Raw genomic sequence first — 16,178 nt, 5'->3', positions numbered from 1 at the left:
GAATTGATCGGGTTTCCGTTCACGGTTATTGTCGGTAAAGAACTTGAAAACGGTTTGGTGCAAATTATGATTCGTGCCACGCGCGAGATCATTACCGTTGAAGCGGCAAATGTCTTAGAAAAAATCCAGGAATTACGAAGATGATCTATTTTCTGATCTACCTTTTTTTAGAGGTGATCGTAACAGTGGAGATTGCTTCGCGTATCGGCGGACTTGCCACTTTCCTCGAAATCGTTTTCAGTGCATTCTTGGGGATTTTTTTATTGATGAATTTTCGTCATACCCTCGGCGAAAATTTGTTTGCCCTTCAAACACGCCAGATCACGATGGAGAGTTTCACTAAACGGAATATGACAGGACTTTTGGGAGCAATCCTCTTGATCGTTCCCGGATTTTTAAGTGATATCATTGGCCTTTTGATGCAATTTTCATTGTTTAGTTCTCTTATCATTAACCGTTTTTCGCGAAAATATCCCACACAAACCAAATCAAAGGATGACAATGTCATTGATGCCGAAATTATCAACGATTCTACTACTCTCCGCTAGTTTGATGGCGGCTACTGATGCCGAAGTAGTCTCATTTTTGAAAAAAGGGATAGGGGGAAATCCAAATATCTCAAACCTTCAGATTGATGTGGCGGGTAAACAAAACCTTCCGGGTGTAAGCGGATGGCAGACCTATTTCGTCACTATTGAAGCCGATGTGAAGCAGGGCAATGACGTACGTCATATCAATCAAAACGGTACCTATTTTGTGAATGGAAATACGTTGGCTCCGGAATTGGTCAATATTAAAACCGGAGAGCGATACAATGATATCGTTGCACCTAATTTTAATAATGCGTTTTACACTAAAGCGAATCGTATCAGCGGAGATGTCAACGCACCTCATAAAGTAGCGGTTTTTTCGGATCCGCTTTGTCCGTTTTGCCGAAAGTATGTACCGGATGCTCTAGCGTATATGGAAAAATATCCTAAAACGTTTGCCGTCTATTATTATCATTTTCCTTTAGCCGGATTGCACCCTGCATCTGTTGCCCTTACTAAGGCCGCTATTGCGATCGATCAAAACGGAACGGACAATGCAGTTTTAGGGCTCTATAAAGTGGATATCAACCCAAACGAAAAAGATGAACAAAAAATTCTTGATGCGTTTAACAAAACATTTGGTACCAAAGTCACCGTTGCTGACATCCGTCGCCCTTCAGTGCTTAAACAGTTTGATTTTGACCAAAAAGTAGCGCAATCCATGATGGTCGCAGGAACACCGACGGTTTTCTTTGACGGTCAAAAAGATCCTTCGAAAAACAAATACAAAGAGATTAAGGCTAAGTAATTCATGAAAAAACTCACCATTGCAACTCGCGGAAGCAAACTCGCCCTTTGGCAGTCCAACCATATCAAATCGGTTATTGAATCGAACTTTAGTGATATTAAGGTAGAACTCAAGATTATTATCACTTCCGGAGATAAAATTTTGGATGCACCGTTAGCCAAAATCGGAGGCAAAGGGCTGTTTCTTAAAGAGATTGAAGAGTCTATGCTTCGAGGCGAGGCGCAGATGGCGGTTCATTCGCTTAAAGATGTTCCGACGGTTATGCCTGAAGGGCTTCTTCTATCCGCGATTACAATACGTGAGGATGTACGGGATGCAATGCTGAGTGAAAAATATCCTGATATTGCATCGCTTCCTCAGGGTGCCGTTGTCGGCACCTCTTCATTGCGCCGTCGTATGCAGTTGGTGAAACAGCGTCCCGATTTAGTCATCAAAGATTTGCGCGGTAATGTCGATACGCGTATTCGAAAGCTCAAAGAGGGAGAATTTGATGCGATAATTCTCGCAGCTGCCGGGATTAACCGCCTCGGTTTTTCAAATCTCGTGGAGCATTTTTATCCTATCTCTCTCGAAGAGATGATCCCATCAATGGGACAGGGCGCATTGGGGATTGAAACGGTCAATGAGCCGTGGGTTTTAGAAATTGCTGCCTTTTTGGAAGATCGTGACAGCCGAATTGAGACAAGTATCGAGAGAGGTTTTGTTGATACACTGCAAGGCGGTTGTCAAGTGCCGATCGGGGTCAGTGCCCGTGTACAGGAAGACGGAAGTGTCGTGATTCGTTCTCTTCTCGGACTTCCAGACGCTTCTGAAGTGATGGGTGAGATGGTGACGTTGTCTCAAGATGAAACATCTCGTGCCGGTGAAGCGATGGCAGAGCGTTTAATCGCTCAGGGGGCGATGGAATTGTTGCACCGTGCCGAAGTTATGGCGAATGAGGTTTAATCCGTGACATTGCAAAAAACGATTGATCTATTAAAATCCAAAGATGAATTGCGTATTATAGATACACCGCTTGATATCTATCTTGAAATTCCCCATTTGGCATATGCCGAAGTAAAAAAAGAAAACGGCGGTAAAGCTCTTCTCTTCACTCACCCTGTAGATAAAGCCTCAGGCAAAAAATTTGATATTCCAGTTGTGATGAATTTGTTCGGTTCGTTTCGCCGTACTGAACTTTTATTCGGCCGTGAAGTTGAAGGGGTCGCCGCAGAGATTGAAAAACTCCTCCACATGAAACCGCCTCAAGGGTTCAAAGAGAAAGTCGGAATGCTCGGTGACCTGTTTGCGATGAAAGATATTTTCCCGAAAAAGCTGAAAAAGCGCGGAAGTTGCCAAGAAGTTGTGAAGCAAGGCGATGAAGTTAATTTGTACGATTTGCCGATCCTGACTACGTGGGAAGAAGACGGCGGACCGTTTATTACGATGGGACAGGTATATACCCAGAGTTTGGACGGTGCAGTGGTCAATTTGGGGATGTACCGTTTGCAGGTGTATGATAAAAATCACCTGGGAATGCACTGGCAGATTCATAAAGACTCGTCTCACTTTTTTGACCAATACCAACGTGCCGGTAAAAAAATGCCTGTTTCGATCGGGATCGGCGGCGATCCTCTTTATACATGGTGTGCAACGGCACCTTTACCGTATGGCGTAAATGAATTGCTATTGTATGGCCTGATTAAAAAAGAGTCTCCAAAATTGGTTGAATCGATTACGACACCGCTGTATGTTCCAGAAGACCTCGATTTCGTTATCGAAGGGTGGGTTGACCCGGAAAAACTTGTTCTTGAAGGACCTTTTGGAGATCATACGGGTTACTATACCCTTGCGGAAAACTATCCCGTTATGGAAGTGAGTGCGATTACAAGCCGTAAAAATCCTTATTATTTGGCAACCGTTGTCGGTAAACCGCCATTGGAAGACAAATACATGGGCTGGGCGACAGAACGGGTCTTTTTACCGTTGCTCAAAACGAATGCGGCCGATTTGATCGATTACCATATGCCGGAGAATGGGGTGTTTCATAATCTGATTTTGGCAAAAATGAAACCGTTATATAAAGGGCATGCTAAACAGTTTATGCATATTTTTTGGGGATCAGGTCAGATGAGTTTCGTCAAACATGCGCTCTTCTTTGGTGAAGACGCTCCGAAACTGACCAATTATGAAGCGTTAATTACCTATGCCTTGAACCGTTTTATCCCAAAATGCCTTTTCATTTCAGAGGGGATTACCGACGCACTCGATCATTCCAGCCCTGAGTCATTGGTTGGAGGCAAATTGGGGATTGATTTTACAGGATCGCATTCACCGGTTGCTCCTGAATCGATTGACAGCTCTGTTTTGATGGAACATTTCCAAAATCTTATCCCGGAAGTGACGGGGGTAACGCAGTATATGCGCCATACCGCTAATCCCATAACGGTGGTAAGCGTTCGTAAAACACGTTCATTAAAAGAGTGTTTCAGTGCGTTGGAAAGACTTGCTCCGTTTGTTCGAATCGTACTATTTGTGGATGAAGCGAAAAACGATATTCATAACCCTTATATGCTTGTTTGGCGGGTAACGAACAACATGGATGCAGCACGTGATGTATACCGATCAGAGTCGATCGTTGCAATTGACGGGACAACAAAAACGGCTGTGGATTTCTTTGATCGCGAATGGCCGGGTGATGTCGAATGTACCTTATCTGTTGTAGAACGTCTTAAATCACTTTCTCTATGGGATTTAGATCCAAAACTAGAGAAGAAATACCAGCTCTGACGCTTTATTTCCCCTTTTTTAGGGGCATTAAATTAAGCATTTTATTAGAATTAGTAATGTAATATAGACGATTTAAATAATAATTAATAGGGAAAGATAATTAAGATGCGCAAGTTTTATGCTACAGTAGCCATTACACTTTTAGCCAGTTCTACCCTTCTCAATGCTGCCACATACAAAGGGCAAAAGGTTTATATAGAATCTTGCAAAGTATGTCACGGTGGCGGTCAAGCGTTAGCCGCATCCAAAAAACAACGAGTTTGGTCCAAATTGATGGATAATAAGGGTGAAAAACTTGCCCAGATCCATCTTTCTTCCAAAAAAGCAGAAGCTTCATGGGCTTACTTTAATGATCGAGGGTATTCCAAAGATGCCCGTCATTTAGAGGATTTCTTGACTGAATACGCTGGAGACAGCGGTAACGTCCCAGCTTGTAATTAAATAAACGATCATCCTGGATAGGATGATTTTCTTCTAAACCAAACTTTGCTAAAATACCCCACTTTTTACTCATCGGAGCTATTATGGAAAAAATGTGGTCAGGGCGTTTTACGCAAGATGCGTCAACCCTTTTAGAAAAATTTAATGCCTCGATCATGTTTGATCAAAAACTGTATCGTGAAGATATAGAAGGCTCTGTAGCACATGCACAAATGCTCACTCACCAAGGGATTTTAACTCGTGAGGAACTAACCGCAATCGAAAGCGGGATGGCTCAGGTATTGAGCGAGATAGAATCAGGTTCTTTCGAATGGAAAATCGGTGATGAAGATTTGCATATGGCGATTGAAAAACGGCTGACTGCAATTATCGGTGAAGCTGGAAAAAAACTCCATACAGCGCGCAGCCGCAATGATCAGGTAGCCCTTGATTTCCGTCGTTTTGTTCTCCGTAAAAATCGAGAGATTGTTGAGCAAATCAAATCGCTTATGAGAGCGATTGTTGATATTTCACGTGATCATACTGCGACATTGCTGCCGGGAATGACCCATTTGCAGCATGCTCAGCCAATCAATTTTGCTTTTCATCTTTTGGCCTATGCCTCAATGTTTAAACGCGACTGTGAGCGATTTGAAAGCTCAGCTGAGCGTAATAATATTTCTCCTATCGGATGTGCCGCATTGGCAGGAACTCCCCATAATATCGATCGTGAAATGACGGCTAATCTACTCGGATTTGACGCAGTGAGTATTAACTGTCTCGATACGGTAAGCGATCGTGATTTCGCTCTTGAAATTTTGTTTAATATTTCGACGTTGATGATGCATATTTCACGACTTGCCGAAGAGATTATCCTTTGGTCGAGTTATGAGTTCCGTTTTGTCGAACTCTCCGATGCCTATTCGACAGGAAGTTCCATTATGCCGCAAAAGAAAAATCCGGATGTTCCTGAACTTCTTCGAGGAAAAACAGGACGGGTTTTCGGAAATCTAATGGGATTGCTGACCGTTATGAAAGGGCTTCCACTCGCTTATAACAAAGATACGCAAGAAGATAAAGAGGGGGTGTTTGACAGCGTTGAAACGGCAGAAATCTCCCTTGAAATTCTTCGAGAAGCACTCAAAACAATGACTGTTAAACCTCAAAATATGGCTCGAGCCTGTAAGCTCGGACATCTGAGTGCTACCGATTTGGCTGATTATCTGGTCGAGCATTGCGATGTTCCTTTTCGTGAAGCACACCATATTACGGGGCGTGCAGTTGCGCGTGCCGAAGTATTGGGGATCGATTTGAGTGATATCGAGTATCACGAACTTTATGCCATTGACAACCGAATCAAAGAAGATGTAATCGCTTATTTGGCAATCGAGCATTCAATGAATGCTCGAACGTCCCAAGGGGGAACAGCTGAACTGCGGACGCTCGAGCAAATACTCTATTTCGATCATTATCTCAATGCACATGGATACGATTCAATCGCCGATTCATGATTATCGGCTCCAAAAATAAAAGAAGGAAAAATTTATGAAAATTACTGTTTCACACCAAGATGCAATGCGTTTTGAAGCAAAAACCGAAAAAAGCAGTTTTATTATCGACTGTCCTCAAATTTCACCGATTGAATATTTTTTGAGCGGATTGATCGGATGTACTGCGACTGATATTGTGATGCTTCCACAAAAACAAGGGTATGAAGTAAAAAATTTAGAGGTTTCCGGAGAAGTTGTCCGCAATGAGGAAGCACCTCGAAAATTTAATACTCTTCATCTCGAATACCGCTTTGATTCTAACGCGGATGATACCCTTGCGGCCCGCTGGGTGATGGCAAGTGTTGAAACCTATTGTTCAACGATCAACACGATCCGCGATACGACAAAAATAACCTATACGATTATCCATAACGGCAATACGATCCGTGAAAACGAAGAGATGATCAGCGGCGGCGGAAACAGTGTCGATTTCGGATCGCTTCAAGGGTGCAATGCCTGAATTTCCATAATAAGGGAAAGAGATGAAAATCGTTGCATTCGCAGCCAGTAGCAGCAAACATTCGATCAACAAAAAATTGATAACGTATGTAGTAGGATTACTGGAAAGTGCCGATGTTGAAATCTTGGACCTGAACGATTATGAGCTTCCGCTTTTTAGTGTTGATAGGGAAATAGAGCTGGGACATCCTGATTTGGCAAAAGTTTTTTTTGATAAAATCGGACAAAGTGACCTATTGATCATCTCTTTTGCCGAGCATAATGCTTCGTATACAGCTGCGTATAAAAGTCTTTTTGATTGGTGCTCACGTATCGATTCGAAAGTTTTTCAAAATAAGCCTATGATCTTGTTTTCTACATCACCCGGTGCCAGAGGCGGATCATCGGTACTTGCAACAGCTGTCTCTTCCGCACCACATTTTGGAGGCCAAGTAAGAGCCAGTCTTTCCATTCCAAATTTCAACGAAAATTTTGATTTTGAGTCAGGACATATCACAAATTCTGCTATTCTAAGTCAAATTATGGAAGCTCTCTCCTTCGTTACTATACACAATAATAACACCATATAAATCTACACTCTCCAGCTAGGGTTTGGAAGCAAAAATCCTAATTCCCACTTTTGAATTACATTTGTTTGTTAAATTGCTATCTGTAGTACTCAACAAAGGGGGGAAATATAATGAAGAAATATGTTGCCGAAGGCATTGGAACATTTTGGTTGGTTCTTGGTGGATGTGGAAGTGCCGTATTGGCGGCGTCATTCCCGGAGTTAGGAATAGGTTTTCTCGGAGTTGCACTGGCTTTCGGACTTACTGTGTTAACTATGGCCTATGCAATCGGTCATATTTCCGGATGTCATCTTAACCCTGCCGTTTCTATCGGGCTTTGGGCGGGTGGACGTTTTCCTTCGAAGGAACTTGTCCCATATATTATGGCTCAAATTATTGGTGGAACTATTGCTGCCGGAGTTCTTTTTTTTATTGCGAACGGTCATCCCGGTTTTGATGTTAATGGCGGTTTTGCATCAAACGGATATGGCGAACATTCTCCGGGCGGATATTCATTAGCTGCAGCCTTGGTCACTGAGATTGTTATGACAATGATGTTTTTGCTTGTCATCCTTGGTTCAACCGATAAAAGAGCCCCTCAGGGGATGGCTCCGTTAGCCATCGGTCTTTCTTTGACATTGATCCATTTGATCAGTATTCCGGTTACCAATACTTCTGTAAACCCTGCAAGAAGTACGGCCACTGCTATCTTTGTCGGGGATTGGGCTATGTCTCAATTATGGTTGTTTTGGGTTGCACCTATCATCGGTGCATTGATTGCGGCTGTGATATATCGATATATCGGCAGTTCAGAAGATTAAGAGTTTAAAAACACTGTTGGAAAAACTTCCAACAGGCTGATGTATTAAAAGAAATCTTTCGGATCGGCGTCAGCAAAATGGCCCCAGTGAAGTTTTGCACCGCCGACAATGTGAAAATGGAGGTGTTTCACTTCTTGTCCTCCGTTGTCACCGATGTTACTGATAATACGGTATCCGCTTTGATCGATTCCGAGAGTCTTGGCAACTTCTTGCATAAATGTTCCCATCTTACCCATCACATCTCCCGGAATATCGTTAAAACTGTCGTAATGAGCTTTTGGTATAGCCAAAACATGGACAGGTGCTTTGGGATTTATATCGTGAAAAGCATAAAACTCGTCGTTTTCTGCAACGGTATTGGATGGGATTTCTTTGCTGGCAATTTTACAGAATAGACACATAATAAACCTCTTTTTTAGTGCTATTGTAGCATATGCTTTATCCCTTGAAGCTATTTATAAAAGAGATTTGACTACAATATCCCCTAAATTGAAAGCCCTTTCAGAAATAATGATAATGTGTTTTTAGCTTTCAGAAAATCATCAATGGAGACTCTATTTTGCAAGAGTGGTATGACGCTATAAAATCGGCCGACTCGATTGATAAAATCGAAGAGATTCGGATCGCAGTTTTCGGAAAAAAAGGGGTAATGAACGCTGAGTTCGCCCGTATGAAAGATATCCCTGATGCCGAAAAAGGGATGTTTGCCAAAGAACTGAATATTCACAAAGAGGGATTGAATGCTTTGTTGGTAGAGCGTAAGCTTGTATTGGCCATGGAGCATTTAAAAGAGACTATGAAAGCGGAAGCGATTGATGTCAGCCTCTACTCCCCGACCACGGAACGCGGTTCGCTTCATCCTGTGATGGAAACGATGGACCGTATTGTAGAATATTTTATTGCTATGAATTTTTCGGTTCAAACGGGTCCGATGGTAGAAGATGATTTCCATAATTTTGAAGCATTGAACCTTCCTAAATATCATCCTGCACGTGATATGCAGGACACTTTTTATTTTAAAGATGCGAAGCTTCTGCGTACGCACACCTCTCCGGTACAAATTCGTACGATGTTAAGTCAGAAGCCTCCGATCCGTATGATTGCGCCGGGATCCGTATTCCGCCGCGATTACGACATTACCCATACACCGATGTTTCATCAGGTAGAGGGATTGGTGGTCGAAGAAGCGGGGAAAGTATCGTTTGCCAATCTAAAATTTATTTTGGAAGATTTTTTGAAAACAATGTTCGGGGATGTTGAAGTCCGATTCCGTCCAAGCTTTTTTCCGTTTACGGAACCTTCGGCTGAAGTGGATATCAGCTGTATTTTCTGCGGCGGAGACGGATGCCGTGTATGTTCAAAAACCGGTTGGCTTGAAGTCCTCGGATGCGGTATCGTCGATCCGAATGTCTTTAAAGCGGTCGGATATGAGAATGTCAGCGGATATGCGTTTGGTTTAGGGGTTGAGCGGTTTGCAATGCTGATCCACCGTATCGGTGATTTGCGCTCTTTGTTTGAGGGAGATACGAGATTATTGGAGCAGTTTAGATGATCGTTACAAAAAATTGGTTAAATGAATGGATCGATCTATCAGGTGTAAGTACGGAAACGTTACTGAAAACATTCAACGCGATCGGTCTTGAAGTCGATCGTCACGAAACGATTCGTGTTCCAGACGGCGTTGTTGTCGGTTATGTAGCGCAATGTGAAAAACACCCCGATGCAGACAAACTAAATGTTACTCAAGTGAATGTCGGCAGCGAAGTGCGTCAAATCGTTTGCGGAGCATCCAATGTACGTGCCGGAATTTATATCGCATTGGCAACGGTAGGCGCAGAGCTTCCGGGCAATTTGAAAAACAAAGAGGCAAAACTTCGGGGTGTTGAATCGCATGGAATGATTTGTTCGGCTAAAGAGATCGGATTGCCTTCTTTGGGCGAGGGGATCATGATCCTTGATTCAAGCATCGGTGAATTGGTCCTAGGGAAAAATTTGAATGAATACGGTTCATTCAATGACGAGCTAATTGAGATTGAACTTACGGCTAATCGCGGTGACTGTTTAAGTATTCACGGTATTGCGCGTGACCTTCGTGCGGCTCTTTCAAAACCTCTTAGAGAAGTCAATCATAAAGAGAAACAAGACGGACGTTTAGGTATCGGCCGTATTTTGCAGCTCCATCATAACGAAACGTTTGATACCGATCTTTTATTCGGGGCAGTCGACGTTAAAGAGCTGCATGTCCCATTTGCGATTGCACTGCGTTTGGCGCTCATAGAAGGTACTTATGAAACGGCTGTTGATGCGTTGTTATTGTATTCGACACAAAGTACAGGGGTGGTTTTACGAGCTTATCCGTTTGAAAAGTTTGGTGAACCGGATACCAAAGGGGTTATTACTCTTGAAAATGACGAAAACGGTTATGCTGCACTTTACGGGAAAGAGAAAGTTTCAGTCATCGGTGTATCCCAAGAAAAAGAAGCCCACTTTAAGGCTGAATCCGGTTTGGCTATTATCGAAGCGAGCTATATTGCTCCGGACATTATCGCCAAAAAAATGGGAGATAAAAAAATTCCGAGCTGCCCTCATTATTATCGCTCTTCACGAGGAAGCGAACCGAAAATTGAGATGGGGATTCGATATGCGACCGAATTATTTGAAAAATATTCGCCTTCGCAGGTATATGGCGGAAATATAGAGCTTCTCTCATCGTATGAGCCTCGCATTATCAGTATTGCTGAAGAAGAATTTGAGTCGTTTATCGGTTTGAAAATTGACAAAACAACGATTACGCAGATTTTCAAAAATTTGGGGATGGATATAGGTACACCAAAAGGGTCTACCTTTGCTATTTCGGTTCCAAAATTTCGCCATGACATTGTGAATAAACAAGATATTATTGAAGAGATCGTCCGTATCGTCGGTATCGATAATATCCCTTCCAAACCGCTTGTATTTGCAGAAGCAAATCAAATGAGCGATGATTTGGCGGAGTACAAAAAAACACGGATGTACCGTCATCGTGCTGCACAAAGCGGATTTTATGAGAGTGTCCATTTTGTATTCAATGAGCGAATTCAGGTTGAAAAATACGGATTTGTCGGTACGGAGCCCTCAAAAGAGCTTTTAAATCCTATTACGGCAACTTTTGATACGCTTCGTCCCACATTGCTGGTAGGGCTTTTGAACTCTGCATCAGCCAATGTGAAAGTGAATCAAAAAAAGATTGCTTTGTTTGAAACAGGGATGGTGTTTGATACGGAGCGTAACGAATCCAAACGTATCGGTTTTATCGTTTCAGGAGCGATGGAGAGTGAAAAAATTGCAAATGCGGGTAAGCCTGCGGTAATCGACTTTGCCTCATTTACCAAATTGATTTCAGACGTTGCAGGTTCATTTGAACTGGTTTCGCATACTCCAACGCATACTTTAGCTCATCCGTATGTATGTGCCAAAGTAGTCATCGGCGGAGTTGATGCAGGTGAGCTTTTCCGCCTTCATCCTTCAGTGGAGGAAGAATTCGATCTGCCACAAACTTTTATGTGTGAGTTGAACGTCGATTCCCTCCCGTTTGGACTTATTGAAGCGCAGCCGTATTCAAAATATCAGGCATCTTTTAGAGATTTGAGTCTTCTCGTTTCAAAAGAACTCACATACGAAACTATTAAAGCCGTTATTGAAAAAGGTGCTTCTGCACAGATTCGTCGCTTTTATCCGGTTGATCGTTATGTTTCTGAGAGTTTGGGAGATCAGATGAGTCTGACGTTGCGATTTGTATTGCAATCCGATGACAAAACATTGGAAGAAGAGGACATTACTGCTGCTATGGACGGGGTTTTGAACACTTTGAATGTAGAACTTGGAGTGAGTTTGCGATGATGCGTGCAAAAGTTTTTCCGGCATCTTCTTTTGCTTTTAAAAGCGATGCTGTTGCTCCGGATAAATCGATCTCGCATCGCTGTGCTATGTTCGCACTTTTAGCAGAAGGTGAGAGCCGTGTTGAAAATTTTCTTCGCGCCGAAGATACCCTCAATACCCTGAAAATTGTAGGACACCTTGGTGCAGAGATCCAAGATGATGGAAAGATCATTACGATCCGTTCGAACGGTATCAAAGAGACCTCCGAAATCCTTGATTGCGGAAATTCAGGTACAGGGATGAGACTGTTTTGCGGACTTCTTTCTTCTGCAGAAGGGCATTTTGTCCTTACCGGTGATGAATACCTCAAACGACGTCCGATGAAACGGGTTACACAGCCTCTTCGATCCATCGGAGCAAAACTTGACGGTCGAAATAACGGCGATTTGGCTCCGCTCTCCATTCGGGGTGCAGCACTTAAAGCATTTGATTACATCTCACCGATTGCTTCAGCACAGGTGAAAAGTGCGATGATGCTTGCAGCTCTTCGTTCCGATGGAGTATGTACATTCCATGAACCTGAACTCAGCCGCGATCATACGGAACGTATGTTACGTGGAATGGGTGCTAGAGTTGAGATTAATGGTTTGGAAACAAAAATCTGGCCTTTGGATAAACCTCTTAAACCTCTCAATATACGCGTTCCTGCCGATCCTTCAAGTGCTTTTTTCTTTGCGGTAGCCGCAGCGATTGTCCCTGGTGCATCGACTGTGATCGAGGGGGTGACCCTCAATCCTACTCGTATTGAAGCATTTAAGGTATTAGAACGGATGGGTGCTGATATCCGTTATACGATTACCGATGAACGATATGAGCCTATCGGGACAATTAGTATTAAAAGTGCTCCTCTTCATGCTGTAACGGTAGAAGAGAATATTGCCTGGCTAATAGACGAACTTCCTGCTCTTTCGATCGCAATGGCGTGTGCGGAAGGGAAAAGTATTATTAAAAATGCCGAAGAGCTACGGGTAAAAGAGTCCGATCGGATCAAAACAGTGGTTGATAATCTGAACCTTTGCGGTATTGTGACCGAAGAGTATCCTGATGGGTATGCCGTTGTCGGCGGAGAGCTGAAAAGTGCTAAGGTAAACAGTTACGGAGATCATCGCATCGCAATGAGTTTCCTGATCGCAGGACTCAAATGCGGTATGGAAGTAGAAGATATCGAGTGTATTAATACCTCCTTTCCAAATTTTTTCGATCTTCTCCAAATCTGTACACAGGTAGAAAAATGAAAATTGAATTGGCTGAAAGCTACGGATTTTGTTTCGGTGTAAAAAGGGCAATTAAAATTGCGGAGGAGAATCGAAATTCTTCGACATACGGCCCATTGATCCATAATGCTAATGAAATTGACCGGTTGAAAAATGATTTTAATGTGGCTTTGAGTGAAAATCTGGATTCATTTAGAGCAGGTGAGACTGCTGTAATACGTACACATGGTATACCAAAGCAAGAGCTTTCGTTATTGCATGAACGTCATGTCAATGTAGTCGATGCAACCTGCCCGTATGTGACCAAGCCTCAACAGATTTGCGAAGAGATGTCGGCTCAAGGATATGATATTGTTATTTTCGGAGACGAAACACACCCTGAGATCAAAGGGGTCAAAAGTTATGCGAATGATCACGTTTATGTCGTCAACAGTCCGGATGAGATAAATGCTCTCCGTTTACGCGATAAAGTGGCAACTGTGGCGCAAACAACCCGTAAAATAGAAGAATATCAGCAAATTGTTGGAAAATTGATGGCTACCCATAAAGAAGTACGTGTTTTTAATACGATTTGCAATGCAACCTTTGATAATCAAGATGCTGTTCGCACATTAGCACAGAAAGCCGATGTCATGATTGTCATAGGGGGAAAAAACTCTTCCAACACGAAACAGCTTCACTCCATATCACAAGAGTTTTGCCCTGAAAGCTACCATATCGAGAGTCAAGATGATTTAAAAGCCGAGTGGTTTGAAAATAAAAACTTCTGCGGAATCAGTGCCGGAGCATCAACGCCGGACTGGATAATTGACGATGTAGTCGCTAAAATAAAGACCTTGACAAACTCTTAAATTCTCTATCCTAAACTTAAAACAAGCATTTTTCCGCTATAATCAGCCAATTTTTAGTTACAAGGGAATAGGCATGGCTTTCGATAACGAAGCATTTGAAGAAGAAAATTTTGCTGAAATGCTGGAGGCATCGTTCAAAGAGCAAGAATCCACACGCATTACAGAAGGTGAAGTCGTAGAGATCCAAGAGAGTGACAACCGCGCGTTGGTAGGCGTCGGTGAAAAACTTGAAGGTATCCTTTCATTGGATGAAATTCGTGATGCTCAGGGAAATCTTCTTTTTAACGTTGGCGATAAAATTATGGTAATGGTGATGGGACACTACAATGAGCGTCCAAAAATCTCCTACAAAAAAGTGCTTGAGCAAGAGAAAACTTTAGCGTTTATCAATGCACACAAAGACGATTTCGAGTCTGTTGTTATTGAAGCATTGGTAACCAAAAAGAATAAAGGCGGATATCTTTTGGAAGCGGATGATGTTCATTTCTTCCTTCCACGTTCACTCGCTGCGTTCAAAGAGACCGATCAAGTTGTCGGTAAAACAATCAAAGCACAAGTGGTCAAAGTTGATCCGGCTGAAGCTTCAATCGTTGTTTCACGCCGTAAACTTTTCAATGACGAACGCAAACGTAAAAAAGAAGTAATCGATGCATTGATGGAAGAGGATAAAGTTATCCAAGGTACCGTCAAAAAAATCACCAGTTACGGAATGTTTGTTGACGTCGGCGGAATTGACGGGTTGGTTCATTACAATGAAATCAGCTATAAAGGGCCGGTTAACCCTTCTAAACTTTACAAAGAAGGCGATGTTGTCAATGTAAAAGCAATCGCTTATGATAAAGACAAACGTCACCTTTCACTTTCAATCAAAGCGGTACAATCGGATCCGTGGCAAGAGGTTGAAGAAGCATTGGAAGAGGGTGATACCATTACAGTTACCGTCAGCAACATCGAGCCGTATGGTATTTTTGTTGACCTCGGAAATGACATCGAAGGGTTCTTGCATATCTCTGAAATCACATGGGATAAAAATATTAAACACCCTAAAGATTACCTCACTGTCGGTCAAGAGATCGATGTTGAAGTTATCGAAATCAATTCTAAAACACATAAATTGCGCGTGTCGTACAAACGTCTTCAACCGAAACCTTTTGAAGAATTTACCAAAAAATTCAAAGAGGGTGATATCGTTACCGGTACCGTTACCTCTTTGACCGATTTTGGTGCATTCGTAAAAGTCGGCGGTGTAGAGGGATTGTTGCATAACCAAGATCTTTCATGGGACAAAAATGTCAAATGTAAAGAGACCCTAAAAGTCGGTGATGAAATCGAAGTAAAAATTGCGAAAATCAATGTAGATGATGAAAAAATCTCATTGAACCGTAAATCACTTGAAGAGTCTCCGATCGATCAATTTGCAACCAATCACAAAATGAACGAAGTAGTAAAAGCTACTGTTCGTGACGTGAAAGATTTCGGTGTATTCGTTTCATTAGAAGGGGGCGTTGATGCTCTTATCCGTAATGAAGACCTTTACCCATTGATCCCTGAAGAACTCGAAATCGGTCAAACGATTGAAGCAGCTATTTTGGTTATCGATGCGAAACGTGACCGTATCCGTCTTTCGGTTAAAAAACTAGAGCGCATTAAAGACCAAAAAATGTTGGATGAAATCAACGATAACGATTCACACAGCCTCGGTGATTTGATTAAAGACCAATTGAAATAAATACAATGCGACGAGCTGCATATTGGCTGTTTCCTCTTATAGCCACAGCGGTCGCAGTTTTTATCGTTATATTTATGATTCAAATCAATCCTGCCGCTCCCGCTTTAAATGCGGGTTCAGATGAGGGAGAAAAAGATGTTTCACTGCATCTTAGTCCTGATATCGGGAATTGGATTGACCGTTTCTCCACTACAAAGGAGAAGGACTATTTTTATCCGGTTAATGAAGTAACTTTAAAACTCGATACGGGTGGAGAAAACACTGTTTTAGGTATGTATCGGCTTACCGCTCCGGTAAAAGGTGCAAATGAACTTTCTTTTGTCAAAAAAGAGCTCAATAAAAGTGCACTTCGCTATATTATTCACGAAGAGGGCGACACAATGACCCTCACGGTCGATTCAACTGACCAAAATAAACTTGCATCCCTTGTAACAAAACTAAAAACCTACCAAATCACGGCGACTGTATCGCCGTACACAGAGGAAAAGTAATGGAAAAATTTAAAATTGTCGTATGTGATCATATTCATGAAGAGGGTTTGAATATCCTTCGCCGTGATGA

17 protein-coding genes are annotated in these 16,178 nt (G+C 42.4%); 16 read left to right on the top strand and 1 reads right to left on the bottom strand.

Annotated elements, in window-relative coordinates:
- The first annotated feature begins 3 nt into the window (after positions 1-3).
- The 10 genes from PHP90_RS11005 (at position 4) to aqpZ (ending at position 7,905) form a co-directional block, all read left to right on the top strand.
- Positions 4-144, top strand: coding sequence for a His/Gly/Thr/Pro-type tRNA ligase C-terminal domain-containing protein (locus PHP90_RS11005; RefSeq protein ID WP_299929660.1), 141 nt, complete (start codon positions 4-6; stop codon positions 142-144).
- Positions 141-548 (top strand): FxsA family protein, encoded by a 408-nt coding sequence (locus PHP90_RS11000; protein ID WP_299929654.1) that lies wholly within the window; start codon positions 141-143, stop codon positions 546-548. Before PHP90_RS11005 ends, PHP90_RS11000 begins: the two co-directional genes overlap by 4 nt.
- Positions 502-1,338: a DsbA family protein gene (locus PHP90_RS10995; RefSeq protein ID WP_299929651.1), complete on the top strand. Its 837-nt coding sequence runs from the start codon at positions 502-504 to the stop codon at positions 1,336-1,338. Before PHP90_RS11000 ends, PHP90_RS10995 begins: the two co-directional genes overlap by 47 nt.
- A gap of 3 nt (positions 1,339-1,341) precedes the next feature.
- The gene (hemC, locus tag PHP90_RS10990) at positions 1,342-2,283 is read left to right on the top strand and encodes a hydroxymethylbilane synthase (protein ID WP_299929648.1); all 942 of its coding nucleotides are present in this window, start codon (positions 1,342-1,344) and stop codon (positions 2,281-2,283) included.
- 9 nt (positions 2,284-2,292) lie between these two features.
- Entirely contained in the window at positions 2,293-4,107 is a 1,815-nt protein-coding gene (locus PHP90_RS10985) for a menaquinone biosynthesis decarboxylase (protein WP_299929657.1), read from the top strand.
- A 105-nt stretch (positions 4,108-4,212) separates the two neighbouring features.
- Complete coding sequence (locus PHP90_RS10980) at positions 4,213-4,548, top strand: cytochrome C (protein ID WP_299929645.1); 336 nt, start codon at positions 4,213-4,215, stop codon at positions 4,546-4,548.
- Positions 4,549-4,631: 83 nt separating this feature from the next.
- The gene (argH, locus tag PHP90_RS10975) at positions 4,632-6,038 is read left to right on the top strand and encodes an argininosuccinate lyase (protein WP_299929642.1); all 1,407 of its coding nucleotides are present in this window, start codon (positions 4,632-4,634) and stop codon (positions 6,036-6,038) included.
- A gap of 34 nt (positions 6,039-6,072) precedes the next feature.
- The gene (locus PHP90_RS10970) at positions 6,073-6,537 is read left to right on the top strand and encodes an OsmC family protein (RefSeq protein ID WP_299929639.1); all 465 of its coding nucleotides are present in this window, start codon (positions 6,073-6,075) and stop codon (positions 6,535-6,537) included.
- A 22-nt stretch (positions 6,538-6,559) separates the two neighbouring features.
- Positions 6,560-7,105, top strand: coding sequence for an NAD(P)H-dependent oxidoreductase (locus PHP90_RS10965; protein WP_299929636.1), 546 nt, complete (start codon positions 6,560-6,562; stop codon positions 7,103-7,105).
- 110 nt (positions 7,106-7,215) lie between these two features.
- Positions 7,216-7,905 carry an aquaporin Z gene (gene aqpZ, locus PHP90_RS10960; protein WP_299929633.1) on the top strand — a complete coding sequence of 230 codons (690 nt, stop codon included), beginning with the start codon at positions 7,216-7,218 and terminating at the stop codon, positions 7,903-7,905.
- 44 nt (positions 7,906-7,949) lie between these two features.
- Here the strand turns inward: aqpZ and PHP90_RS10955 are convergent, their stop codons facing one another.
- Entirely contained in the window at positions 7,950-8,306 is a 357-nt protein-coding gene (locus tag PHP90_RS10955; protein ID WP_299929630.1) for a histidine triad nucleotide-binding protein, read from the bottom strand.
- 158 nt (positions 8,307-8,464) lie between these two features.
- Here PHP90_RS10955 and pheS point away from each other — a divergent pair, with 158 nt between their 5' ends.
- The 6 genes from pheS (at position 8,465) to PHP90_RS10925 (ending at position 16,108) form a co-directional block, all read left to right on the top strand.
- The gene (pheS, locus tag PHP90_RS10950; RefSeq protein WP_299929627.1) at positions 8,465-9,457 is read left to right on the top strand and encodes a phenylalanine--tRNA ligase subunit alpha; all 993 of its coding nucleotides are present in this window, start codon (positions 8,465-8,467) and stop codon (positions 9,455-9,457) included.
- The gene (gene pheT / locus PHP90_RS10945) at positions 9,454-11,784 is read left to right on the top strand and encodes a phenylalanine--tRNA ligase subunit beta (RefSeq protein ID WP_299929624.1); all 2,331 of its coding nucleotides are present in this window, start codon (positions 9,454-9,456) and stop codon (positions 11,782-11,784) included. The genes pheS and pheT overlap by 4 nt, the downstream gene beginning before the upstream one ends.
- A complete protein-coding gene (aroA, locus tag PHP90_RS10940) occupies positions 11,781-13,058 on the top strand; it encodes a 3-phosphoshikimate 1-carboxyvinyltransferase (protein ID WP_299929621.1) in 1,278 nt (425 codons plus the stop codon). Before pheT ends, aroA begins: the two co-directional genes overlap by 4 nt.
- Entirely contained in the window at positions 13,055-13,888 is an 834-nt protein-coding gene (locus PHP90_RS10935; protein ID WP_299929618.1) for a 4-hydroxy-3-methylbut-2-enyl diphosphate reductase, read from the top strand. The genes aroA and PHP90_RS10935 overlap by 4 nt, the downstream gene beginning before the upstream one ends.
- Positions 13,889-13,961: 73 nt before the next feature.
- Positions 13,962-15,617: a 30S ribosomal protein S1 gene (locus PHP90_RS10930; protein WP_299929615.1), complete on the top strand. Its 1,656-nt coding sequence runs from the start codon at positions 13,962-13,964 to the stop codon at positions 15,615-15,617.
- A 5-nt stretch (positions 15,618-15,622) separates the two neighbouring features.
- On the top strand, positions 15,623-16,108 hold the full coding sequence (locus PHP90_RS10925) for a hypothetical protein (RefSeq protein ID WP_299929612.1): 486 nt from the start codon (positions 15,623-15,625) through the stop codon (positions 16,106-16,108).
- The last annotated feature ends 70 nt before the right edge of the window (positions 16,109-16,178 follow it).

It is taken from the genome of Sulfuricurvum sp. (genome assembly GCF_028712165.1).
In the GTDB taxonomy this organism is placed as follows: Bacteria; Campylobacterota; Campylobacteria; order Campylobacterales; family Sulfurimonadaceae; genus Sulfuricurvum.
This window is presented reverse-complemented; position numbering and strand designations above follow the sequence as displayed.

What these genes read in the sequence shown, in the direction of transcription:
- PHP90_RS10995 (WP_299929651.1), top strand. Translation starts at nt 502, where the DNA reads ATGTCATTGATGCCGAAATTATCAACGATTCTACTACTCTCCGCTAGT.
- PHP90_RS10970 (WP_299929639.1), top strand. Translation starts at nt 6,073, where the DNA reads ATGAAAATTACTGTTTCACACCAAGATGCAATGCGTTTTGAAGCAAAA.
- argH (WP_299929642.1), top strand. Translation starts at nt 4,632, where the DNA reads ATGGAAAAAATGTGGTCAGGGCGTTTTACGCAAGATGCGTCAACCCTT.
- PHP90_RS10965 (WP_299929636.1), top strand. Translation starts at nt 6,560, where the DNA reads ATGAAAATCGTTGCATTCGCAGCCAGTAGCAGCAAACATTCGATCAAC.
- PHP90_RS10930 (WP_299929615.1), top strand. Translation starts at nt 13,962, where the DNA reads ATGGCTTTCGATAACGAAGCATTTGAAGAAGAAAATTTTGCTGAAATG.
- aroA (WP_299929621.1), top strand. Translation starts at nt 11,781, where the DNA reads ATGATGCGTGCAAAAGTTTTTCCGGCATCTTCTTTTGCTTTTAAAAGC.
- PHP90_RS10980 (WP_299929645.1), top strand. Translation starts at nt 4,213, where the DNA reads ATGCGCAAGTTTTATGCTACAGTAGCCATTACACTTTTAGCCAGTTCT.
- PHP90_RS10925 (WP_299929612.1), top strand. Translation starts at nt 15,623, where the DNA reads ATGCGACGAGCTGCATATTGGCTGTTTCCTCTTATAGCCACAGCGGTC.
- pheT (WP_299929624.1), top strand. Translation starts at nt 9,454, where the DNA reads ATGATCGTTACAAAAAATTGGTTAAATGAATGGATCGATCTATCAGGT.
- aqpZ (WP_299929633.1), top strand. Translation starts at nt 7,216, where the DNA reads ATGAAGAAATATGTTGCCGAAGGCATTGGAACATTTTGGTTGGTTCTT.
- PHP90_RS10935 (WP_299929618.1), top strand. Translation starts at nt 13,055, where the DNA reads ATGAAAATTGAATTGGCTGAAAGCTACGGATTTTGTTTCGGTGTAAAA.
- PHP90_RS11000 (WP_299929654.1), top strand. Translation starts at nt 141, where the DNA reads ATGATCTATTTTCTGATCTACCTTTTTTTAGAGGTGATCGTAACAGTG.
- hemC (WP_299929648.1), top strand. Translation starts at nt 1,342, where the DNA reads ATGAAAAAACTCACCATTGCAACTCGCGGAAGCAAACTCGCCCTTTGG.
- PHP90_RS10955 (WP_299929630.1), bottom strand. Translation starts at nt 8,306, where the DNA reads ATGTGTCTATTCTGTAAAATTGCCAGCAAAGAAATCCCATCCAATACC.